Annotated in this window: 22 protein-coding genes; 11 read left to right on the top strand and 11 right to left on the bottom strand. The window is 45.3% G+C overall.

Annotated elements, in window-relative coordinates; genetic code table 11:
- Nucleotides 1-469: 469 nt before the first annotated feature.
- The 6 genes from fre to trxA form a co-directional block, all read right to left on the bottom strand.
- A complete protein-coding gene (fre, locus tag AB4180_RS21220; RefSeq protein ID WP_009848201.1) occupies nucleotides 470-1183 on the bottom strand; it encodes an NAD(P)H-flavin reductase in 714 nt (237 codons plus the stop codon).
- A 20-nt stretch (nucleotides 1184-1203) separates the two neighbouring features.
- Complete coding sequence (locus tag AB4180_RS21215; protein ID WP_102249494.1) at nucleotides 1204-1473, bottom strand: 2Fe-2S iron-sulfur cluster-binding protein; 270 nt, start codon at nucleotides 1471-1473, stop codon at nucleotides 1204-1206.
- Nucleotides 1470-3311, bottom strand: coding sequence for a 4-hydroxy-3-polyprenylbenzoate decarboxylase (gene ubiD, locus AB4180_RS21210; RefSeq protein ID WP_017103319.1), 1842 nt, complete (start codon nucleotides 3309-3311; stop codon nucleotides 1470-1472). Before ubiD ends, AB4180_RS21215 begins: the two co-directional genes overlap by 4 nt.
- 98 nt (nucleotides 3312-3409) lie before the next feature.
- Nucleotides 3410-4405: a hypothetical protein gene (locus tag AB4180_RS21205; protein ID WP_102249493.1), complete on the bottom strand. Its 996-nt coding sequence runs from the start codon at nucleotides 4403-4405 to the stop codon at nucleotides 3410-3412.
- Nucleotides 4406-4515: 110 nt separating this feature from the next.
- Complete coding sequence (gene rho, locus AB4180_RS21200; RefSeq protein WP_009848197.1) at nucleotides 4516-5775, bottom strand: transcription termination factor Rho; 1260 nt, start codon at nucleotides 5773-5775, stop codon at nucleotides 4516-4518.
- A 199-nt stretch (nucleotides 5776-5974) separates the two neighbouring features.
- Nucleotides 5975-6301: a thioredoxin TrxA gene (gene trxA / locus AB4180_RS21195; RefSeq protein WP_009848196.1), complete on the bottom strand. Its 327-nt coding sequence runs from the start codon at nucleotides 6299-6301 to the stop codon at nucleotides 5975-5977.
- A 111-nt stretch (nucleotides 6302-6412) separates the two neighbouring features.
- Between trxA and rhlB the strand changes: the two genes are divergently transcribed.
- Both rhlB and gppA read left to right on the top strand, forming a co-directional pair.
- The gene (rhlB, locus tag AB4180_RS21190) at nucleotides 6413-7723 is read left to right on the top strand and encodes an ATP-dependent RNA helicase RhlB (RefSeq protein ID WP_102249492.1); all 1311 of its coding nucleotides are present in this window, start codon (nucleotides 6413-6415) and stop codon (nucleotides 7721-7723) included.
- Nucleotides 7724-7729: 6 nt separating this feature from the next.
- Complete coding sequence (gene gppA, locus AB4180_RS21185; protein ID WP_102249491.1) at nucleotides 7730-9223, top strand: guanosine-5'-triphosphate,3'-diphosphate diphosphatase; 1494 nt, start codon at nucleotides 7730-7732, stop codon at nucleotides 9221-9223.
- Between the two features lie 100 nt (nucleotides 9224-9323).
- On the opposite strand, the gene AB4180_RS21180 is transcribed toward gppA, so the two are convergent.
- The 3 genes from AB4180_RS21180 to recQ all read right to left on the bottom strand — a co-directional run bounded on the left by AB4180_RS21180 (nucleotide 9324) and on the right by recQ (nucleotide 12482).
- Complete coding sequence (locus AB4180_RS21180; protein ID WP_009848193.1) at nucleotides 9324-9995, bottom strand: 7-cyano-7-deazaguanine/7-aminomethyl-7-deazaguanine transporter; 672 nt, start codon at nucleotides 9993-9995, stop codon at nucleotides 9324-9326.
- Between the two features lie 271 nt (nucleotides 9996-10266).
- Entirely contained in the window at nucleotides 10267-10578 is a 312-nt protein-coding gene (locus AB4180_RS21175; protein WP_009848192.1) for a DUF3630 family protein, read from the bottom strand.
- A gap of 65 nt (nucleotides 10579-10643) precedes the next feature.
- A complete protein-coding gene (gene recQ / locus AB4180_RS21170; protein WP_009848191.1) occupies nucleotides 10644-12482 on the bottom strand; it encodes an ATP-dependent DNA helicase RecQ in 1839 nt (612 codons plus the stop codon).
- Nucleotides 12483-12662: 180 nt separating this feature from the next.
- On the opposite strand from recQ, the gene rarD reads away from it, so the two are divergent.
- The 5 genes from rarD to tpx all read left to right on the top strand — a co-directional run bounded on the left by rarD (nucleotide 12663) and on the right by tpx (nucleotide 18345).
- Nucleotides 12663-13571: an EamA family transporter RarD gene (rarD, locus tag AB4180_RS21165; protein ID WP_017107387.1), complete on the top strand. Its 909-nt coding sequence runs from the start codon at nucleotides 12663-12665 to the stop codon at nucleotides 13569-13571.
- 86 nt (nucleotides 13572-13657) lie between these two features.
- Nucleotides 13658-14452: an AraC family transcriptional regulator gene (locus AB4180_RS21160; protein ID WP_017081539.1), complete on the top strand. Its 795-nt coding sequence runs from the start codon at nucleotides 13658-13660 to the stop codon at nucleotides 14450-14452.
- A gap of 99 nt (nucleotides 14453-14551) precedes the next feature.
- Nucleotides 14552-15214 carry a LysE family translocator gene (locus AB4180_RS21155; protein WP_102249490.1) on the top strand — a complete coding sequence of 221 codons (663 nt, stop codon included), beginning with the start codon at nucleotides 14552-14554 and terminating at the stop codon, nucleotides 15212-15214.
- Nucleotides 15215-15305: 91 nt separating this feature from the next.
- On the top strand, nucleotides 15306-17063 hold the full coding sequence (gene ggt / locus AB4180_RS21150; protein ID WP_102249489.1) for a gamma-glutamyltransferase: 1758 nt from the start codon (nucleotides 15306-15308) through the stop codon (nucleotides 17061-17063).
- A gap of 784 nt (nucleotides 17064-17847) precedes the next feature.
- A complete protein-coding gene (tpx, locus tag AB4180_RS21145; protein ID WP_102249488.1) occupies nucleotides 17848-18345 on the top strand; it encodes a thiol peroxidase in 498 nt (165 codons plus the stop codon).
- 124 nt (nucleotides 18346-18469) lie between these two features.
- Here the strand turns inward: tpx and uvrD are convergent, their stop codons facing one another.
- Nucleotides 18470-20644 (bottom strand): DNA helicase II, encoded by a 2175-nt coding sequence (uvrD, locus tag AB4180_RS21140; RefSeq protein ID WP_009848185.1) that lies wholly within the window; start codon nucleotides 20642-20644, stop codon nucleotides 18470-18472.
- 264 nt (nucleotides 20645-20908) lie between these two features.
- Between uvrD and AB4180_RS21135 the strand changes: the two genes are divergently transcribed.
- From AB4180_RS21135 to AB4180_RS21120, 4 genes are all read left to right on the top strand, one after another.
- Nucleotides 20909-21169, top strand: coding sequence for a DUF2282 domain-containing protein (locus AB4180_RS21135; protein ID WP_004736650.1), 261 nt, complete (start codon nucleotides 20909-20911; stop codon nucleotides 21167-21169).
- 64 nt (nucleotides 21170-21233) lie between these two features.
- A complete protein-coding gene (locus AB4180_RS21130) occupies nucleotides 21234-22094 on the top strand; it encodes a DUF692 domain-containing protein (RefSeq protein ID WP_102249487.1) in 861 nt (286 codons plus the stop codon).
- Nucleotides 22091-22858, top strand: coding sequence for a DNA-binding domain-containing protein (locus tag AB4180_RS21125; protein WP_102249486.1), 768 nt, complete (start codon nucleotides 22091-22093; stop codon nucleotides 22856-22858). Before AB4180_RS21130 ends, AB4180_RS21125 begins: the two co-directional genes overlap by 4 nt.
- 1 nt (nucleotide 22859) lies before the next feature.
- Nucleotides 22860-23318 carry a DoxX family protein gene (locus AB4180_RS21120; protein WP_017085662.1) on the top strand — a complete coding sequence of 153 codons (459 nt, stop codon included), beginning with the start codon at nucleotides 22860-22862 and terminating at the stop codon, nucleotides 23316-23318.
- Between the two features lie 86 nt (nucleotides 23319-23404).
- On the opposite strand, the gene AB4180_RS21115 is transcribed toward AB4180_RS21120, so the two are convergent.
- Nucleotides 23405-23686, bottom strand: a complete 282-nt coding sequence (locus tag AB4180_RS21115; protein WP_004736654.1) for a hypothetical protein — start codon at nucleotides 23684-23686, stop codon at nucleotides 23405-23407.
- Nucleotides 23687-23780 lie beyond the last annotated feature (94 nt).

The raw sequence follows: 23780 nt of genomic DNA, 5'->3' as shown, positions 1-23780 counted from the left end.
AATGAATTGACTGTGCCAAAATTAAGTAAACTTAATTTTGTATTGGTCACTCAGTTCATTGAAATCAAGTTTGTTACCGAAGTAACTGCCATTCCTAAGAATGACGTTTTGATATTCATCAACGAGTGCCCACACAGATTGATAGGTTTAAATTGTTAAAGAGCTTCACTTATTGAGCGTTCCTTTTAAGTAAGGAGCCTCTCAAAGTGGACGGCCATTCTAGCGAATTAACATTCAGTGTCAAACACTTTTTGAAAATTAATTTTTGTCGCTTTCCGTCTGACTGATTCTTGCTGAAGCCTTGTGGCGCCTGCCGTCTCAGTGGTGTCGCATTATAGGGAACCCTCTCAGCTTAGCAACTACTTTTTCATGAAAAATGAATAAACAAAGCTTAAGTGCTTAATAGTTCACCTAAACGGAAAAAAGAGAGCATTTCTGCTCTCTTTTTGCTCTAAATCTGAAAGAAATCTTAGATAAACGCGTAAGCATCTGCGTACATATGGTCACGCTTTGCTTCTTTATTCTGAGTAAACAAGTCTCTTGCAGCACCTGCCATTTCGAAACGGCCCGCAATGTAGATATCAAAATCAGCTAATGATTCGAAACTTTGCGTGATTGCTTCAAGTACGTTACCCGTTTGACCGTGCCAAACTTCAGGTGCTTCTTCTACTACTGGTACAAAATGCACATTGCTGTGTTTTGCTGCAATGTCGACAAGCTCTTCTTTCGCGTACAGCTGGCACTCATCTTTTGCGCCCCAGTATAGATGAATCTCTTTTTTACTGTTCTGCGCGATGCAGTGATCGAGAATAGAGCGCACGTAGCTGAAGCCAGTACCACCAGCAATTAGTAACAGAGGACGATCGCTTTCTTCTTTAACCCACGCATCACCGTGCGGAGCATCAATAGCTATGTCGCCATCTTCCGCTTGCGCTTTCTTCATTGCCTCAACAACTTCTGAAGCGTAAGCATTGTGCTCAGCTGCACCAATGTGTAACTCAAGCTCGCCTTCATGACGACAAGGGCTGCTTGCAATCGAAAATGGACGCTTGTCTTTTTCACCCATTTCAACCATCAAGTATTGGCCCGCTTTAAAAGCTACCGGTGTTTCTGGGTGAAGTAGGATTTGGTAAGTGTTACAAGCCAAAGGCTCGATAGATTTCACTTTACATTTAATAGTCATGTTCTTCCTCTCACTAACCCTTAATCGGCAAAGGTTAGAACTAAATTACTTTCTGCAAATGCTTGGCAAGCAAAAATCCAACCTTGTAACTGCTCTTTCTCTGTGAGCATGGGTTCAAGGTGGTAACTCACTTTGCCTTCTAATTTTTTGCACATACACATAGCGCATGCACCAACTTGGCAGCGGTTTGGAAAATTGATATTGCTGTTGAGCGCAGCATCCAAAACCGTTTGCCCTTTTTCTACGGTAAAACTGATATTTTCTGGGTATAAGATTACTTGGAAGCTCATGAGATTCCTAGTTGTTCCCAAATGCTATCAATCTTTTTAACGACGTCTGGGTTCTTAGTGATTGGAACACCCCACTCACGCAGGCATTCACCTTCAAACTTGTTCGTCGCATCTAGACCCATTTTTGAGTGTCCAGTTTGGTTTTTCAGGAAGAACGTATCTCTTGCCGGATCCATTCTTGTGGTCACCGCCCAGATAATGTCATTCCAGTCACTGACGTTAACGTCACTATCACATACGATGACAAACTTGTTCTCATCAAACTGAGACCAAACCGCTTCAATGATTTTCTTACCGTTACCTGCAGCTTGCTTATCGATAGACACAACGACCATGCACGCATTGTCATTCTGCAAATGAATATCAATAATTTCAGGGAAGGTTTCGGCTAGCTCAGCTAGGCAACCTTCAATATGCTGACTGTCTATAGGTAAAGGTTTAGCATTAGGCGATAGTGCCAGCTCCGCATCCCACTTCTTAGTAATGTCTAAACCCATTTTTGAGCCTAAACCTACCACTGGCGATGCGAAGTCTAGTGAATCGATAGGTGTGTTCTCTATCATCAGGCTATCACGAGACGGATCCATATGTTCACACATAGCAGCGGTCACTTGAGACCAATCACGTGCGTTAACATCCTCATCGCATACCAAAACAAATTTGGTGTACATGAATTGGCGTAGGAAAGACCATACACCCATCATCACTCGCTTAGCGTGACCTGGGTATTGCTTCTTCATGGTCACTACTGCCATTCGGTAAGAACAACCTTCAGGTGGCAAGTAGAAGTCTTCTATCTCTGGGAATTGCTTTTGAAGAATAGGAACAAACACTTCATTTAACGCAACACCTAATACTGCAGGCTCATCAGGTGGACGGCCAGTATAGGTACTGTGATAGATCGGATTCTCGCGCATGGTTACATGAGTAATAGTAAACACATGATGCTTTTCTTTCTCGTTGTAGTAACCAGTATGGTCTCCGTATGGTCCTTCGTCTGCGAACTCATTCGGGTCGATATAACCTTCCATTACGATTTCAGCACTCGCTGGCACTTCTAGGTCGTTACTGATTGATTTAACGACCTCAGTTTTACTGCCACGTAACAAGCCGGCAAACGCGTATTCCGATAAGGTATCTGGAACTGGCGTAACGGCACCAAGAATGGTGGCAGGATCGGCACCAAACGCTACCGATACAGGGAATGGCTTGCCTGGGTTGGTTTCCATCCAATCACGTAGATCAAGCGCTCCACCACGGTGGGCCAACCAACGCATGATGATTTTATTCTTGCCGATCTTCTGTTGACGATAGATACCTAAGTTTTGGCGTTTCTTGTTTGGACCACGAGTAACCGTTAAACCCCACGTTAGCAACGGCGCGACATCGTCCGCCCAACAGCTCATCACCGGAATTTTATCTAGGTCGACGTCATCACCCTGCCATACGATTTGTTGACAGGCCGCCTTACGAAGACGCTTAGCTGGCATATTTAAGACCTGCTTAAACACAGGCAGCTTATCGATAGCGTCTTTAAAGCCTTTTGGTGGCTCGGGTTCTTTTAAGTAAGCAAGCAACTTACCTACTTCGCGTAACTCTTTGACCTCTTGACGCCCCATACCAATGGCTACCCGATCAGGTGTACCGAATAGATTGGTCAAAACAGGCATGTCATAGCCTACGGGATTTTCAAATAAAAGAGCCGGGCCACCAGCACGTAGAGTACGGTCGCTAATCTCGGTCATTTCATAGTCTGGGTCGACAGGGTGAGAAATGCGTTTCAACTGACCAATGCTTTCAAGATGGTCGACAAAATCACGTAAATCTTTAAAACTCATAGGGCTTCTACATGCTGATTATTCTGCGCTCAGTATATCAAAAAGGGTGACGCTGAGATCCCCCTTTTTAGTGTGGTTATTGAGAGGCAAAATCCACTTTACGGTAATGCTTGCTCGATCAAAGAGCTCTTCACCTGAGGGTTATCATTCACAAGATCTTGCAACCAGAGCGTGTGACCTTGTTTGGCTAATTCACGGGCGACTAATGGCGCTTCATCGGCAATCGCCATCCTAGAGACAAGGAACTGCTTCACCTCTTCTGATAGCGGGTTCACCTTGGTAAGCAAAGTAATCGCTTCATCTTTCAAACGAGGATTCTTAGTCGCTGCCATTACCTGTTCCAACGCGAACGTTTGTTTAGTTTTAGCAAGTCGCTCTAACTCTGCTTGGCTATGATAATCGGCCTTCATTCGCCATAGAATCTTATAGACCTCAGGGTCTTCGCTCACTTGCGCTAATCGAACTACCACCTCGGTAGAAGGTAACCAGCTAACAATAGAAGATGCGGTGAGTTGCTTAGTCAGATAGTCAACCGCTTCAGGAGACAAACTGTCTAGCTCTCGAATTAATAGTGCTTCTCGCGTTTGAACTTGATGCTCAGGCCCTGACAACCACTCATTAAGGTTAAGTTCCCGCTTTTCTGCATCCAGTACAAACACCAGTGTCTTCTGGTCTTGGTGCCATTGCTTGATCAGTCGATTAGCAATCGAAGGGTAATTAAAAGCAGGTACCGTAAACTCGTAGCCATCCCCACGCTCTAATACTTGGTAGGTCGGCGTGATAGCGAGTTGCTGTTCTATGAAAATAGACATCTTAGGGGTGAGAACGATCTCTTGCTGTTCGATCTTCTTCAAGAGCCGGTAACGAGCCACCTCTTGCTGGGGAAATGTCAGACGCTCAAGCGAAAAGCGTAGCGAATTGACTTCGTCACGCACGACAAGCTCGAGTAATTCAGCAGTTTTCAGTTTTACTTGATCATTCTCAAGCCAAGACTCTACTGTAAGTGGAGACATCTCGGTGGCATAACTCATACCAACCGGTGAAAGTAACAGTGAAGTAGACAGGAGTAATGATGACAACAGTCCATGTTGCATTTTAACTTCCTCGTAACACTTTTGCCCATTCTGCAAGCTGTCGCTACAAAATGCAAATAAAAAGCGCCACCCGAAGGCAGCGCTTTTTAATAACTATAAGCTAATCAATACTACTGACGACGCATAGCGTCAAAGAACTCATCGTTCGTTTTAGTCATTGCTAGCTTGTCGATAAGGAATTCCATCGCATCGATTTCGCCCATTGGGTGAACAATCTTACGCAGAATCCACATCTTCTGTAGTTCATCGTTCTTGGTAAGAAGCTCTTCACGACGAGTACCAGATCGGTTGAAATCAATCGCTGGGAATACGCGTTTTTCAGCAATCTTACGGTTAAGGTGCAGTTCCATGTTACCTGTACCTTTGAATTCTTCGTAGATAACTTCATCCATCTTAGAACCAGTATCAACCAGTGCTGTTGCGATGATAGTTAAGCTACCGCCTTCTTCTACGTTACGTGCCGCACCGAAGAAACGCTTTGGACGATGAAGAGCATTCGCATCAACACCACCAGTAAGAACTTTACCTGATGAAGGAATCACAGTGTTGTAAGCACGAGCTAGACGAGTAATTGAATCCAGTAGGATAACCACGTCTTTCTTGTGTTCAACAAGACGCTTCGCCTTCTCGATTACCATTTCTGCTACTTGTACGTGGCGAGATGCTGGTTCATCAAACGTCGATGCGATTACTTCGCCTTTAACTAGGCGCTGCATTTCTGTTACTTCTTCTGGACGCTCATCGATAAGTAGAACCATTAGTTCACACTCAGGATGGTTACGGGCAATGCTTTGAGCAATATTTTGCAGAAGCATTGTCTTACCCGCTTTTGGCGGAGCAACAATCAGACCACGCTGACCTTTACCGATTGGAGAAGCAAGGTCAAGAATACGAGCTGTGATATCTTCAGTTGCACCATTACCCGCTTCCATCACCATACGTTCGTTGGCGTGAAGAGGAGTAAGGTTTTCGAAAAGAATCTTGTTACGAGCGTTATCTGGTTTATCGTAGTTAACCGTATTTACTTTAAGCAGAGCAAAGTAACGTTCGCCATCTTTAGGTGGACGGATTTTACCGCCAATAGAGTCACCTGTACGAAGGTTAAAACGACGAATCTGGCTCGGTGATACATAAATATCATCAGGACCAGCAAGGTATGAGCTGTCTGCGCTACGTAGGAAGCCAAAACCGTCTTGAAGAATTTCTAGAACACCATCACCAAAGATGTCCTCACCACTTTTTGCGTGTGCTTTAAGGATGGAGAAGATAATGTCTTGTTTTCTTAAGCGAGCTTGATTTTCAAGACCTAGGCTTTCGCTAAGTTTAACAAGTTCAGACACAGGTCTGTTCTTCAGTTCAGTAAGATTCATAGTGGTGGAAGTTTGTTTAGTCAAAATAGGGTCTGTTTTCTTAAGTTAAGAAGGATTTGGTCACAGGCTCGACCAAGAAGAGAATTTGTTCAATTAACGTGCGATAAATTAGCACTAAAACTAAGACTAGTCCATAGCTTAGAAAAAACAAAACCGCGCATTTGTTAACTGCGCGGTTTCTTTTCAAATACTCACCTGATTAAAGGTTAGCGTCTAGGAACTCTTTAAGTTGAGTTTTAGACAATGCACCAACTTTAGTTGCTGCTACGCCACCGTCTTTGAAAAGAAGTAGCGTTGGAATACCGCGAATACCGAATTTTGGTGGAGTACCAGCATTTTGGTCGATATTTAATTTACCGATTGTGAGCTGACCTTCGTACTCGTTTGCGATTTCATCAAGAATCGGCGCAATCATTTTACATGGACCACACCATTCTGCCCAAAAATCAACAAGAACAGGGCCTGCAGCGTTGATTACATCGTTATCAAAACCGTCGTCAGTTAGCTGCAAAATCTTATCACTCATCTTCCACTCCAATGTATTTTTTAGAACTGGTTGGATGATAACCAGTAAATAGATGCCCTATTGGAATGTATTTACTTTCGTATTGCAAGCTTAAGCTGATATTCTATAGCAATGAAAAAGACGCATATCACAGAGCAAAAGTTCGCCGACTTGGATTTACTTCCGCAAGTCATTGAAGGATTGGAGAAAAAAGGGTTCGACTATTGTACCCCTATCCAAGCCTTGGCGCTCCCGGTACTGCTCACCGGCCAAGACATTGCAGGCCAGGCCCAAACGGGTACTGGTAAAACGCTTGCGTTTCTTACTGCTACTTTTAATCACCTGCTAAAAACACCTGAGCATGAAGGCCGTAAGCCTAACCAGCCACGTGCGATTATTATGGCACCAACGCGTGAACTCGCGATTCAGATCTACAACGATGCTGACTCTCTGGTTGCAAGCACAGGTATCAAGGCAGCATTAGCTTACGGTGGCGAAAGCTACGATAAGCAACTATGTAAGATAGAAGAAGGCGCTGATATCTTAATTGGTACAACTGGCCGCATCATCGATTTCTACAAGCAAAAGGTATTTAACCTTAACCACATTCAAGCAGTTGTTCTTGACGAAGCTGATCGCATGTTCGATCTTGGTTTCATCAAAGACATCCGATTCTTGTTCCGTCGTATGCCTGAGCCAAAAGATCGCCTAAACATGCTGTTCTCTGCGACGCTGTCTTACCGCGTACAAGAACTTGCATTCGAACACATGCACAACCCAGAGCATGTCGTTGTTGAACCTGAGCGTAAGACTGGTCACCGTATTCAAGAAGAGCTGTTCTACCCTTCTAACGAACATAAGATGGCTCTTCTACAAACGTTAATCGAAGAAGAGTGGCCAGATCGCGCAATCATCTTCGCTAACACTAAGCACAAGTGTGAATCAGTTTGGGGCCACTTGGCTGCCGATGGTCACCGTGTTGGCCTACTAACTGGCGATGTTCCTCAGAAGAAACGTGAAAAGATTCTTGAGCAATTCACTAAAGGCGATGTTGACCTGCTTGTCGCGACGGATGTTGCAGCACGTGGCCTACACATCCCTCAAGTAACACACGTATTCAATTTTGACCTACCTGACGATTGTGAAGATTACGTTCACCGTATCGGCCGTACAGGTCGTGCTGGTGAAAGCGGTCACTCGATCAGCTTTGCTTGTGAAGATTACGCAATCAACTTGCCACCAATCGAAGAATACATTGAGCACGCTATCCCAATGTCTGACTACGATGCTTCTGCACTACTGGAAGATCTGCCAGCACCGATGCGCTTACGTACACGTAACCCGCAACAACGCCGCTCAAACAACAATGGCCCACGCAACGGTAACCGTAAACCAAACCAGAACCGTCGCCCACGCCAACCGCGCCATAACAAGGAAGCTTAGTCGCTTATGAGCCAAACAGTGTCACCACCGCTTTATGCTGCAATCGACCTCGGGTCGAACAGTTTTCATATGCTCGTTGTGCGTCATATCGATGGCAGCGTACAAACCATGGCTAAAATTAAGCGCAAAGTTCGTTTAGCTGCAGGCTTAGATGAAAATAATGCGCTTAGTTCTGAAGCCATGCAGCGCGGTTGGGACTGTTTGAGTCTCTTTGCAGAGCGACTGCAAGATATTCCGAAAGAAAATATCCGCATTGTTGGTACAGCGACACTACGTACCGCTATCAATGTGGATATATTTCTCGAGAAAGCGAACCAGATCCTTGGTTACGACATCAATGTTATCTCTGGTGAAGAAGAAGCTGCGACTATCTATAAAGGCGTAGCACACACTTCTGGTGGCAGCGGCCGCCGACTGGTGGTTGATATTGGTGGTGCAAGTACCGAGATGATCATCGGTGAAGGTTTCTCAGCCAAAGCCTTAACCAGCCTAAAGATGGGTTGTGTTACTTGGCTTGAACGCCACTTTAAAGATCGCCAATTAACCGCAACCAACTTCAACAATGCCATTGAAGCGGCTAAGTCTACGTTGGCTCCTATCCTAGATAGCTACACTGATATCGGATGGGATGTGTGTGTTGGTGCCAGTGGTACCGTTCAAGCACTGCAAGAAATCATGTTGGCGCAAGGCATGGATGAAGTCATTACTCACGCCAAACTCAAGCGTCTACAAAAACAAGCGATGATTACAGAGCGCTTAGAAGAGCTTGAGATTGAAGGCTTAACCCTTGAGCGCGCACTAGTGTTCCCAAGTGGTCTTTCTATTTTTATCGCGATTTTTGAGCTGCTTGAAATTGATTCAATGACACTCGCTGGCGGCGCACTCCGTGAAGGTCTCGCCTACGAGATGGTTGATGAGTTTCGCCAAGAAGATATTCGCGCTCGTACCATTAAGAGCGTGCAATCACGCTACCAAATGGACGTAAGCTACAGTGAACAAGTTGCTGTAGTCGCACAGACTCTATTAGAGCAAGCGGGCGCCGAAACGTGGGTTTCTGAACCTCAAGCAGGTGTGCTATTACAAACAGCGGCGAAGCTTCATGAGATTGGTTTAACAATCGATTTCAAAAAAGGCGGCGAGCACAGTGCTTACCTACTGCAGAACTTAGACCTACCTGGCTTTACTCGAGCGCAAAAGCACTGCTTGGGTGAGTTAACACGTCGCTACCGCGAACAGTTAACTTCATTGCCTGAGCAACATGCAATCTCAGGTACCAGCAGCAAGCGAATTTTACGAATTCTGCGTTTAGCTATTTTGTTGACTCACCGTCGTAATCCAGCGCTTGAGCCTGAGTTCAAGCTGACGACGGATGACAACAATCTGACCTTGACGCTTTCTAAGCAATGGCTAGCAGACAACCCGCTGACCGCTGCTGAGCTAGAGATCGAGTCGAATAGACAAACCGATATTGGCTGGCCATTGAATATTGAATGCCTCTGATATTAGTATCTGACGCTAGAAATTAAAAAAGCCCAAGTTAGTCTACTAACTTGGGCTTTTTCTTATCGCTGCATTGATGCTTTGCGTTACAAATCTAAACTTAAGCGTTAACGCCCGTTGCTTTAAAGTCAGGGTTCACAGCGGTTAGCTTCTTAACCACGTAATTTAGAAGCACACCGTACATTGGAACAAACAGACCTAAGCTGATGATAAGCTTGAATCCGTAGTCGACCAACGCAATTTCAGTCCAGTGCTCAGCCATGAATGGATCTGGGCTTTGGTAGAAAGCAATCGCAAAGAACGCGATGGTATCAATGGCATTACCGAATAACGTTGAACACGTTGGCGCAACCCACCATTGCTTCATTTGGCGTAAGCGGTTGAACACATGCACATCCAAGATTTGACCGAGCAGATAAGCCATGAAGCTTGCCGCTGCGATGCGTGCAACAAACAAGTTGAACTCGCCTAGTTGGCTAAAGCCTTGGAATGAACCTTCAAAGAACACCACAGACAATAAATAAGAAACGGCCAGCGCTGGTAACATCACTAAGAAAATGATTTTACGAGCAAGCTGCGCGCCAAAAATACGTACGGTCAGGTCGGTCGCTAGAAAGATAAACGGGAAAGTGAAAGCACCCCAAGTGGTGTGCATACCGAAGACGGTAAAAGGTAGCTGAACCAAATAGTTGCTTGATGCAATAATGATCAAATGGAACAAAACTAATAGTGCTAGGGCTTTGCGCTGTTGCGCAGGGGTAAAGTTACTCATGCTGTACCTTTTTAGTTTGGTTTGGGGGTGAGGGAACCCAAATCGAGTCATTTCTTCGAATAAACTAAGAAAGCTCTTACCAATAATGTGAATTAAAAATGTTTCTATAATTTGCTCTATTGAGCGGCGGGCGATTATACATTAATCAATATTGGCTGCAACGGTGAGAACAAACGCAAACGTTTATCCTCACTTTTATTGATGAATGACGTTAGAAGCCAAGTTTTAAAAGCCAGGTTTAGAAGCTACGTTTCAGAAGCCATGCAAAAAGTTAGAAACCGCGCTTGAAAAGCGTCGCGAGATAATCAAACTCTTCTCGGCTTTCTTCAGCGTTTAACGACTCAAACCAGATTGATTCGCTGTAATGCTCAGACTTTAAAAACATTCGACAATCTTCAAAATCAATCAACCAAGAGTGCATATCGGCATCCCATTGCTTTTCAACAACAGAAGCTGACAGCAACGCCACCAGCTTTTCACCTAGCACTTCATAAGAATCAAAATCAAAACTTGGAGACGTAATCAATAAACGCCCTTCCTCAGCCAAATACTCTCTTAAGCCAAATTCTGTTGGTGTTGTCATGTCCCTATCAACCTTATTATTTTTCTATGAGCCCATCGTTTTTATAGACTGGCCGTTCCTGAAAGCTAGCCGTGTGTGGTGATGTGTTCTTGAATCAAATCTAAGAATGGATCAGCGTACTTATCGAGTTTACGCTGACCAACGCCATTGACTGCCAGCATCTCGCCGTAAGATGTGGGTAGGATTTCAGCCATATCAATCAGCGTCGCATCACTGAATACCACATAAGGTGGTAAGCCATCTTCATCTGCAATCGACTTACGCAGCTTACGCAGTTTGGCAAACAGCTTCTTATCGTAGTTCTTACTGCTAAGTTTATCAGACTTCGCATTACGCACTGCTGTATCTAAACGAGGTACAGCCAACTCCAAAGACATCTCACCACGCAGTAACGGACGGGCTTCTTCTGTTAACTGTAATGTTGAGTTACGAGTGATATTTTGGAACAACAAGCCTTTGTGAATTAACTGACGGAAGATACTGATCCAGTAATCATGGCTGTGGTCACGGCCAATACCATAGGTAGAAAGTTTATCGTGGCCATTATCGCGGACACGGATGTTCTGCATACCGCGCATCACTTCCACCACATACCCCATACCAAATGACTGATTAACGCGGTACACACAAGACAACGCCTTCTGTGCCTCTTGGGTCGCATCAAAGTGTTTTGGTGGGTCTAAGCAGATATCGCAGTTGCCACATTGCTTCTCGCGATATTCGCCAAAGTAGTTCAACAGAACCTGACGACGACACGTTTGCGCTTCAGCAAAGGCACTCATCGCGTTCAGCTTGTGCATCTCAACTTGTTTTTGCGGGCCTTCTTCTTTCTCATCCAGCATACGACGCAGCCAACCCATATCAGCAGGGTCAAACAACATCATCGCTTCAGCAGGCAAGCCATCACGACCTGCACGGCCTGTCTCTTGATAGTAAGATTCGATATTACGTGGAATATCAAAGTGCACCACAAAGCGTACATTGGGTTTATTGATGCCCATACCAAACGCCACAGTCGCGACCACGATCTGAATATCATCACGTTGGAAAGCTTCTTGAACGTAAGCGCGTTCGTCGGTGTCCATGCCTGCATGATAACCCGCAGCGCGAATACCGTTATTGCACAGCTTCTCGGTCACCATTTCCACTTTCTTACGGCTGCCACAATAGATGATGCCGCAATTGCCTTTCTGTGTTTCTAGGTAGCGAACCACCTGAGACACGGGCTTGTGCTTCTCAACCAGATTGTAGCGAATATTAGGCCGATCGAAGCTGCCTAAGTACGTGTGCGGCTCCACCAGCTGCAAACGCGAGATAATATCTTTGCGCGTCGCATCGTCAGCGGTTGCTGTCAGCGCCATATAAGGCACATGCGGGAAATACTGTTTAAGCTGGCCTAGCAAAGCATATTCAGGGCGGAAATCGTGTCCCCACTGAGAGATACAGTGCGCCTCATCCACCGCAATCATCGAAAGCGGTAAGCCTTGTAAGCGCTCGATGAAGTCACGCATCAACACACGCTCTGGCGAAGCATAAACCATCTTCAACTGGCCTGAGTTCATGCGGTTGAACACGCTCAACAGTTGATCGCGTGGCATCGATGAGTTTATGCACTCAGCCGCCACGCCATTGGCTTTCAATTGGTCAACTTGGTCTTTCATCAATGAAATGAGCGGTGAGATAACCAAAGTCAGTCCATCACGCACTAAAGCCGGGATCTGGTAACACAGAGATTTACCACCACCGGTTGGCATAATGACCAAGCTGTCTTTGCCTTCAACGGCTAGGTCTATGACCTCTTGCTGACCATCACGAAAGCTTTGATAACCAAAGACATCTTGTAAGATATCTTGCGCATCATTCGCGGGAGTTGGTGTTTGCTCAGCAATCAGAGTGGCGGTCATTGTGGTTCCTAATCAAGGTATAAAGTCAGCGTGCAGCATTGGCAAGCAAGGCGCACATTGTAGAGGGGAACGCTGGCGAATTAAACCGCAAATTGTTAGGTGAAAAGGGTTAACGCTCCTATACTGACCAACTCTCTTTATAAATCTTATTAATAAGCACTCAGTGCTAGAGAAAGTTACATGACACAAGACGACCAACAACGTACGCGACAGGGAATTTTGCTTGCCGTTGCCGCTTACACCATGTGGGGAATCGCTCCCATATATTTCAAATCTTTAAGTGAAGTATCCCCATTTGAGATTCTTAGCCACCGTGTAGTATGGTCTTTTTTCCTACTCGCTTTTCTACTGCACATGAGTCGTGGCTGGCGTAAGGTTCGAGACACCCTCACCTCTAAACCAAAAATGCTCTATTTAGTCGCCACTTCGATTTTAGTGGGCGCCAACTGGCTTATTTTTATTTGGGCGGTGAATTCCAATCACATGCTCGATGCCAGCTTAGGCTATTACATCAATCCGCTGATTAACGTGTTGCTCGGGATGTTCTTCCTTGGCGAACGCTTACGTAAACTTCAATGGTTTGCGGTTGCTCTGGCTGCGATTGGCGTGATAATTCAATTGATCGCGTTTGGCTCTGTGCCGATCGTTGCCATTGCCCTAGCCTTCAGCTTTGGTTTCTATGGCTTGTTACGTAAAAAGGTTAGCTTGGAAGCTCAAACTGGCTTATTCATTGAGACGCTGGTGATGCTGCCTATCGCCGCAACGTACTTGTTGTTTATCGCAGACAGTGCAACGTCAGATTTTTCGATGAACCCAATGCAGCTCAATCTATTATTGGTTGCAGCAGGAGTGATCACCACGGTTCCACTGCTTTGTTTTACTGGCGCTGCAACCCGCTTGAAGCTATCGACACTCGGTTTCTTCCAGTACATCGGCCCCAGCTTAATGTTCTTGCTCGCAGTTCTGATTTACGGTGAAGCCTTTACTTCAGATAAAGCGATTACTTTCGCCTTTATTTGGGGCGCTCTGGTGATTTTCAGCTTTGATGGTCTGCGTAACAACAAGAAGAACAAACGCGCTAAGCAGTAACACTGATCGTTTTTTACAAGACAATCCCTTAATACGAAGATAAGCTTGGTTGAATTGATGACTATTTGACCAAGCTTTTTTGTACCATGGATAAAGTCCACTACTACTCTACCCCAACAGAAGATATCAGCCTGATCCAAGCTCAGTACCAAGAGTTTGCCTTTCAGCGCCACTATCATTTGGACTTTCACATTGGCTTAATTACCCAAGGACAGCAGAAATTCGTCTATAAAGGGACGAGCCATAATGTTGGTGCTGGCCAAGTTGTTATCATGCCACCCGATGAGCTGCATGATGGGCACTCCAAACTCGATTCGGGTTATCAAGTCAGTGTGTTTGCCGTGTCTCCCCAATGGTTTCAAGATCTTGCCGATCCCAAGCAAAATGGTCACACATTAGGCTTTTCTGAGTTGATCCTCTCCGATCAAGCTGCATTTTCACAATTGCGCAACTTACACGGCCTATTAATCCATCAAAACATCAGCCAGCTCGCTCAAGATTGCTTACCTTTCGAAGGGTTCTCGACGATTGTCGATCGTTATGCGAAATTTGGATCGAAGAGTGACATCAAACTGGGTAATCAATCGATTGATACGCTAAAAGACTACTTGATGGCGAACTTGGATCAACCAGTGCGATTAGAACAATTGTCTGAGTTGTGTGGTTTAACCACGACTCAATTCCAACGCCATTTTAAAAACAGAATGGGCATTACGCCTTATGCATGGCTGAGCCGTTTACGTATGGAACAAAGCATGCGTCTGATTAAGTCTGGGATATGTGGTACCAAGGTCGCGCACCAAGTAGGCTTCTATGACCAAGCACACTTCTCTAAGGCTTTCAAAACCACGTTCGGTGTACCACCCTCACAAATCAACTAAGTGTTGATAATTTACAATTGCTCGATTTCAAATCACGGTAAGCTACGCTCAATACGATTACTTATTTAATAATAGCGGCAACGTTATTGAGAACTGACGATGAACGAAGTCACCATACTGATCACCCTAGCCTCTATCCACTTCATCGCTTTGATGAGCCCCGGCCCTGATTTTGCGTTAGTCGTGCAAAATGCGACGCGTCACGGACGCCAGACAGGCTTGTACATTGCGCTTGGTTTATCTTGCGGGATCTTGCTGCACTCATTGCTGAGCCTGACGGGAATCAGTTACCTAGTCCACCAACAACCCACATTATTTGCCATTATCCAACTAGCCGGCGGTAGCTACTTACTGTACTTAGGTTACGGAGCACTTAAAGCAACCTGGCAAATCATTCAGAACCACGATGATGATGCCGATACCGTCAATTCCAACGATCTGATTCTGACCAATAAGCGTCAGGCATTTTCGAAAGGGTTTGCGACCAATATTCTCAACCCAAAGGCTTTGGTGTTCTTTATCAGCTTGATGTCGAGCCTAGTGCCTGCCGACATGTCTCTGTCAGGTAAAGGCTTTGCGCTTATCATCCTATTTGGTCTGTCTCTGTTTTGGTTCTCACTACTGGCTTGGATGCTTTCGACTAAAGCATTGCAAAAGAAACTCAGCGAAGCAACGGTATACATCGATGGCTTATGTGGAGTGGTATTCAGCCTGATTGGCCTGAGTATTCTTTGGCAGTCGCTGTCTGGTTTAATCGCTTAAATTCGAATCAAGATTACAATTCGTTAACAACATACTGGCTATCTTATCTTTCCACTGCCAATCTAGCTCTGCATATTAAAAGGAGAAGATCATGCAGTGGAAAACAAAACTAACAACCCTCGCCACTTCTACCCTACTTTTTGCCTCTCACGTCAGTTGGGCAAATCAAGCTGCCGATTCCGTCGCTCCCGAACAAAGTAGTGGTTTAGAAACCAAACAACTCGTTAAAGCCAACGACTGGATGGTCACTGCGGCTAACCCACTGGCGACCCAAGCGGGAGCCGATGTACTTGCTCGTGGTGGTAACGCGATTGACGCCATGGTTGCTGTGCAGCTTATGCTTGGCTTAGTGGAACCTCAATCATCAGGTATTGGCGGTGGCGCGTTCCTTGTTTATTTTGATGGCAAGGACAAGCAACTCAAAACCTACGATGGCCGTGAAACCGCACCACTTGATGCAACACCACGTCTGTTCCAAGACGAAAACGGTCAACCACTTAAGTTTTATGATGCCGTGGTTGGTGGTCGTTCTGTTGCTACTCCGGGTACAGTCCAACTATTGTGGGACACTCACCAGAAATACGGCAAATTAGAGTGGGCATCCCTAATCAAACCTATTGCTCAACTGGCAGAAAAAGGTTTTACCATCAGCCCACGTTTAGCAACCTTGATTGAAAATGACCAAGAACGACTAAGCCGTTTTGCCACCGCAAAGGCCTACTTCTTTAACGCCGATGGCAGCCCAAAAACCGCAGGTACTCTACTTAAGAACCCAGAATACGCGGCAACATTAAACGCTATTTCAAAGGATGGTGCTAAGGCTTTCTATCAAGGCGTAATTTCTGCTGACATCATCAACACAGTTCAAACGGCCAAAGGTAATCCTGGCGTATTGGCACAGAAAGACTTCGATGCGTATTCAATTAAGCAACGTGAACCGGTTTGTTCCGCTTATGAGAGTTACGATATCTGTGGAATGGGACCACCAAGTTCAGGCGCATTAACGGTTGGGCAGATCTTAGCGATGACCGAACAGTTTGATCTTAAATCATGGGGGCCAAACGACGCGAGATCTTGGCAAGTGTTAGCGGACGCTTCTCGTTTAGCCTTTGCAGACCGTGGTATGTACATGGCAGACCAAGATTACGTTCCGATGCCAACCCAAGGGTTAGTGAATACTGACTATTTGCAGGAACGTGCCCAGTTAATTACTGCTGGAAAGGCACTAGACAGTTCACCATCAGGCACCCCACCGTGGGATCATGCCATGCTGCGCAGCCAAGATGTATCTATTGAACTACCGTCCACCAGCCACTTCAATATTGTCGATAGCGATGGCAATGTCGTCTCCATGACCACCACCATTGAGAATGCGTTTGGCTCACGCTTGATGGTGAGAGGCTTCCTACTGAACAACGAACTGACTGACTTCTCGTTCAAGACTCATAACGATAGCAAGCCTATCGCGAACCGACTTGAGCCGGGTAAGCGTCCACGCTCTTCAATGGCACCGACCATCATCATGCAAGACGATAAACCTTACATGGCGATTGGCTCTCCCGGTGGCAGCCGTATCATCGGTTATGTAGCACAAGCGATCATTGCGCATACCCAATGGGACATGGATATTCAGCAAGCGATCAACCAACCACACTTCCTAAACCGTTTCGGTACCTTAGATTTGGAAAAAGGAACATCAGCGGAAAACTTCAAACCTGAGCTAGAAAAGATGGGATTTGAAGTCAACGTTCGCGATCTTAACTCTGGTTTACACGCGATTCGCATCACAAAAGATGGTTTAGAAGGCGCTGCAGACCCTCGTCGTGAAGGTACAGCCATTGGTCAGTAGGGAATAATCCTCCCTTTTTACTCGCTGCCTTGTGCGAGATCTCTCACAAGGCAGTGAGTAAATATCGATATTTGATGACGAAATTAGTCACACCAATGTCGTAACCAATTGAAATTAAAAGATACGTATATTTATCATTCAAATAATTATATAGAAATTCGCTTATGCACCATTGCTGATAAATAAGGAATCGGTAATATGAATGGTGTCGGAAGGATGCTGACACGGAACAGGAAACGCCAAGGATTTGGTTATCTTCAGGATGAAGATTCGATTACTCAGGATGAATAATCGGCATGGATAGCGAAATGGACATTGAATGGACGCAATAGTAACTAGGATGGTTGCTACTAAGGAAAGACAATGGACACCTCTGGACGAGGAAAGGACTGAACATCAGGATGATGTAAAGGACACCGCTCAAGGAACAAGTGACGCGCGCTAACGAGGATTGTTGGCAGATCAGGATAAGATCAAGGACACCGCTAGGAAGGCGACGAAAGGAATACGCTGAAGGATAACAGCACACTATCATGGATTTGATGCATGGAGCACACTTAGTAGCCGGATTGCTGCGAGTAAGACTATAGACCCCGATGAGCGCAAGCTCTCGGGGTTTTTCTTTATCTGTCGTTTCATTTATTCCTCTCTCAAACAAATAAATCAAAGACCTTTGATTACAATTCTGACATTTAAAGCATTCACTTCTTAACCACTTCCGAGTAACGTAAGTCGAACTAGGCTCAACTAGTTTCATAACCATAATTAAACTAAGGACAAATTCATGTCACACGTTACCTTCAAAGGCGCTGCTGTACCGCTAACGGGCACATTCCCACAAACAGGTGAAAAGTCACCAAGCTTTGCACTGACTGCAGGCGATCTTTCTGAACTGACTCTTGCTTCTCTTGAAGGCAAGAAAGTAGTTCTAAACATCTTCCCAAGCATCGACACAGCCACTTGTGCAACGAGCGTACGCACGTTCAACGTAAAAGCGGCAGAGCTTGAGAACACAGTTGTTGTTTGTATTTCTGCTGACCTACCGTTTGCTGCGGGTCGCTTCTGCGAACTAGAAGGCATTGAAGGCGTTCAACACACCTCAACTTTTCGTTCTCCTGCATTCGCATCAGACTACGGCGTAGCGATTGCTGAAGGCCCACTATCAGGCCTAACAACACGTGCCGTTGTCGTTGTTGATGAAAAAGGTGTGGTAACACACAGCGAGTTGGTTGCAGAGATCACTGAAGAACCAAACTACGAAGCGGCGCTTGCAGCACTGTAAGTCCTACTTTATGCAGAAATGCCTTAAGCTCGATTCAGCATAGTACCGAGCAATAAAAAAGAGCAGCCATTGGCTGCTCTTTTAGTTTTAATAATGAACGATTTTTAGATGTCGAAGGAGCAGATTAAAGCTGTTCTAATCGAGCGTAAGCCGTTACTAACCACTTGATGCCTTCACCATTGAACGCAACTTGAACTCGGCTCTGTGGGCCACTTCCCTCGAAGTTGATAATGGTACCTTCACCAAACTTAGGGTGCTTAACGCGAGAGCCTAAGCTAAAGCCTGTTTCATTGAAGTTCTCTTTCACAGCGGTTTGGCTAAAGCGACCACTGCTTGCAGGGCGACTCACTTGCGCCTTCATACGCACTTCATCCAGACATGTCTCTGGTAGCTCACGAATAAAACGAGATGGCTTGTGATACTTGTCTTGACCGTACAAACGACGCATTTCAGCGTAAGTGATGTAGAGCTTCTCCATCGCACGGGTCATGCCGACGTAACACAGGCGACGTTCTTCTTCTAAACGCCCCGCTTCTTCGGCCGACATCTGGCTTGGGAACATGCCCTCTTCAACACCAACCATGAATACCATTGGGAACTCTAGGCCTTTGGCACTGTGCAGAGTCATTAACTGAACCGCATCATCAAACTCATCAGCCTGACCTTCACCCGCTTCCAAAGCCGCATGAGTTAAGAACGCTGTTAGCATGCTCATTTCATCCGCTTCTTCTGGTTTTTCAAACTGACGCGTTGCCGTTACCAATTCTTCCAAGTTCTCAATACGAGCCTTCGACTTCTCACCTTTCTCTTGCTCGTACATCGCAAACAAGCCCGACGATTTGATTACGTGGTCGGTTTGCTCATGAAGTCTCAGTTCTATGGTGTCATCTTCAAGTGCATTGATAAGTTCAATAAAGCGGCTCAAAGCACCCGCAGCACGACCTGGTAACACTTGCTCTTCTATCAGAGCAACACTGGCTTCCCACATGGTTGCACCACGATCACGCGCTGCAAGACGAATCGTTTCTAACGTTTTATCACCCAAGCCACGAGTCGGCGTATTAACGACACGTTCGAATGCCGCATCATTGCTGCGGTTACTCATTAAGCGCAGGTAGCTCAAAGCATCTCTGATTTCCTGACGCTCGAAGAATCGCATGCCACCGTAGATTCGGTAAGGTAAACCACCTTGAATCAACGCTTCTTCAAGCACACGAGATTGGGCGTTGTTACGATATAGCATTGCGGTATCTTCTAACGCACCACCTTTCTCTTGCCACTCTTTGATTTTGCTAACTGTGAAACGCGCTTCATCTAACTCGTTATAAGCTGAGTAAACAGAGATTGGTTCGCCATCGTTGCCATCGGTCCACAGCTCTTTCCCCATACGCTCAGTATTGTTCGAGATAAGCTCATTCGACGCCTGAAGAATGGTTTTGGTTGAACGGTAGTTTTGTTCGAGTCGAACCGTTGAAGCGCCTGGGAATTCATCCAAGAACTTCTGAATATTTTCAATTTTAGCGCCACGCCAGCCATAGATAGATTGGTCATCATCACCCACGATCATCACGCGACAATCCGGGCCTGCCATCATGCGAAGCCAAGCGTATTGGATGTTGTTGGTATCTTGGAATTCGTCGACAAGAATGTGCTTAAAGCGAGCTTGGTAGTGCTCGCGGATGTGTTTCTTATCGCGCAATAGTTCATGCGATCGCAACAAGATTTCAGCAAAGTCGACCAAGCCAGCACGATCACATGCCTCTTGGTAAGCAGAGTAAATCTTTAACCACGTTTGAGTTATTGGATCATGGTAGGCGTCAATGTGACTTGGGCGTAACCCTTCGTCTTTCTTGCCATTGATCCACCAAGAAGCTTGCTTGGCTGGCCACTGCTTTTCATCAAGGTTTTGCGCCTTAATTAAGCGACGTAGTAAGCGAATCTGATCATCTGAATCAATGATCTGGAAGTCTTCTGGCAGTTTTGCATCTAGGTAGTGAGCACGAAGGATGCGGTGACAGATACCGTGGAAGGTGCCGTTCCACATGCCTGACGAGCTACCCATCATCAACTCTTCAATACGACCACGCATCTCTGCTGCCGCTTTGTTGGTGAAGGTAACCGACATGATAGAGAACGGTGATGCTTGCTCTACGCTTTGTAACCAAGCGATACGATGCACCAACACTCGCGTTTTACCACTGCCAGCACCTGCCAGAATAAGTAGGTTTTCTAAAGGTGCTGCGACCGCCTCACGTTGTTTGTCGTTTAGGCCATCGAGTAAAAGCGAAGGATCTATCATTGGATATGCTCACTACTGGGTATTTATACATAAAAGTCGATTATAACCTAAACACTAGGCTGCGTTTAGGATAATAAGAAGAAAAAATAATCAAAAATTAACATCATAAAATCAGTTACTTAAAAGATAACTCATCATTAATATTGATATTTCTTATAATGCCGTGAAATTATTTCCTGGTTCTTCCTATCCTTTTTAGTAAGCAAGTTAACAATTCATTAACCTGCGATATAAAAATACTATTAAGTCCTAGAGGGAATGACTATGAAAAATTCTAATCTTGCTGTTACAGCTGCAATCACAAGTGTACTAGCGTTCGGCGGTGCAGTTCTTACATCAGCACCTGCGGAAGCAGCAGCAAAAGAAAAATGCTACGGTGTGGCAAAAGCTGGCCAAAATGATTGTGCAACCAAAACAAGTTCATGTGCGGGTACAGCAAAAGAAGACAACCAATCCGATGCATTCGTAGTCGTACCTAAAGGGCTGTGTGGCAAATTATCAGGTGGTAACACTCAATCATCATAATTGAGCTGCTTAGCATGGTGAGCTGACATTCAGCTCACCTCCACTTCTTATTAGGAGAATCGTTGTGACTCAAACTCTTCATCCCAACACTGGGGTTGGCCTTAGAACACCGCACTTGGACTTCTTCAGCCAAAACCCAGCCTTAGTGAGTTGGTTAGAGGTGCACAGCGAGAACTACTTTTTAACTCAATCACCGCAACGTCAACAACTGAGAGAAATTCGTAACGCCCACAACATAAGTTGCCACGGTGTTGGGTTGTCGCTAGGTTCTGTTGATCGCATCAATCAACATCATCTGATGCAGTTAAAAGATCTGATTGATGATATCGACCCCTTCTTGGTTTCTGACCACCTCAGCTGGAGTCAGACCGGCGGTCATTACTTCAATGACTTGTTGCCGCTGCCTTATACCGAAGAGGCGTTAGAAGTCTTCTGCCGCAATGTCATCGAGGTTCAAGACAGCCTACAACGTCCTATGCTGATTGAAAATCCATCGAGCTACCTTGCCTTCAAACATTCAACCATCCCAGAGTGGGAATTTTTAGCCGAGGTACGGAAGCGCACCGAGTGTCGCCTACTGCTCGATTTCAATAATATTTTTGTCTCATCTTTTAATCACGGTTTCAGCTGTGAAGAGTATCTCAATGGAATACCAGCAGACAAAGTGGAAGAGATTCACTTGGCAGGTTTTACCAAAAAGAAACTCGAACAAGGTGAGATCTGGATAGACACCCACAGCAAGCCTGTCTGTGACGAAGTATGGCAACTCTACACTCAATGGATAGAACAACATGGTTCGCGCCATACCTTGATAGAGTGGGATTTAGATATCCCAGAGCCACAAATTTTATTGGCTGAAGCGGCCAAAGCCAGTGATATTTTGTATCAACACGACAAGTTTAACCAAAGGAGTCGCGCATCATGAGCCACTCTTTAGCTAATGTGCAATCGGAGTTTGCTAACGCCCTACGCTATCAAAACAACGGTGAGCACTGCGACATAGTGAGCGACCACTTTACCGATGAACAGCGCATACAGATCTACCGAAATAACTTTGTGATTAGCTTGAGCGAAGTACTGGCAGCAACCTACCCACTCACTGAAATGCTGGTTGGTGAAGAGTGCTTCCAACAAATGGCTCGTCAACATGTCTTAAGTTATCCATCAACCTCTGGTGATGTCAGTGGTTACGGTGAACACTTTGAACAAACTATCCAAGCCTTTCCTGCGGTTATCGAGGCTGCACCTTATCTCGGTGAAGTGGCTTTGTATGAATGGCAAAGAGATAGCTTGGTGAGATGCGTTTCAGAATCACATGTTGACCAACGTCCTCTTTCTCGTTTAGCTGATGTACCACAAGAACAACAAGGCGCTTTAGTCTTTCATCTCAAAGATTCAATAACGCTAGTTAATTCTAGCTATACGATTATCGCGCTTGAGCAGGCTATCTACCAGCAACAACTCGATGGGTTAGACATCAAGCAACCTGAATTAGGGGTGTTAATCCAAGCGGAAAATTCACAGGTTGATAGCCATCGTTTGACGCAAGAAAGCCACCAACTATTAACTGAATTGCAATCGGGTCAAACGCTCTCAGCGATAGACCCTTTACTACTACAACATCTGAATACTGTCATGGCACTTAACGTCATCTCAGGCTTTTCAATCAATGCCGAATTGGAGACATAATATGGATAACAACACAGTCACGAACATGATGGCTCAATACGACAGTTTGATTGAGAAATCACAGGCACTTTTTGTTCCCGTACTACTTCTGTTTTGTCGCCTATGGGTGGCGTGGGTCTTCTTTAATTCAGGACTCACCAAGATAGCCACTTGGGATAGCACCCTTTACTTGTTTGAATTGGAATACCAAGTGCCTCTTTTGCCTTGGGAATTAGCCGCTTACATGGGTACCGCAGCTGAATTGATTCTGCCGGTGTTCTTAGCGCTTGGCTTGTTAACCCGACCAATGGCTGCAGTGCTGTTCGTTTTCAATATCATGGCCGTCGTGTCATACCCTGTATTGTGGGCGCAAGGCTTCTATGATCATCAGCTTTGGGGATTAATGATTCTTATCGTCGTGGTATGGGGAGCTGGACCATTTTCACTTGATAGAATCTTAAAAGCGCAGTTCAAAAGCTAAACCTCTTTTCCATGACCTCTAAATTTACATAGGTCCAAAACGCAAAAAACCACTCAATTGAGTGGTTTCTTTTTATCTGGAATAAACTACTTGTTTAGAAAAGCTTGTAGCTCTTCAGCAGAGATACCTTGCTCGGCTAGCTCTTTTGCTAGTAGCTGAACTTGTTCACCTTTACGAGATTCAACCACGCGTTGAAATTGGTAAATGATATCTCGCAAAGTATCAATTGGAACTTGTTTTGCCGCACTGCGAATACGCTCTTCACTTTGGTTTCCTAGCTCTTTAAGCAATTTACCAAACATGACCTTTTCAGGTGCATCTTCCATTTGTTCTAAGATGCGCGCCATTTCGTAGGTTGTTAATGACATTACAGTATTTTCCGTTGGGGACTAACGTTTCAATGAGTGACAAATATACCATGTTTTAACGTTTCGCAAACCGCCATTTGTATATTTTGTCACC

The organism is Vibrio sp. 10N.286.49.C3, from assembly GCF_041469545.1.
GTDB classification, from domain to species: domain Bacteria; phylum Pseudomonadota; class Gammaproteobacteria; order Enterobacterales; family Vibrionaceae; genus Vibrio; species Vibrio tasmaniensis_A.
Note: the sequence above shows the minus strand (reverse complement) of the source record. Positions and strands in the feature narration are given on the sequence as shown.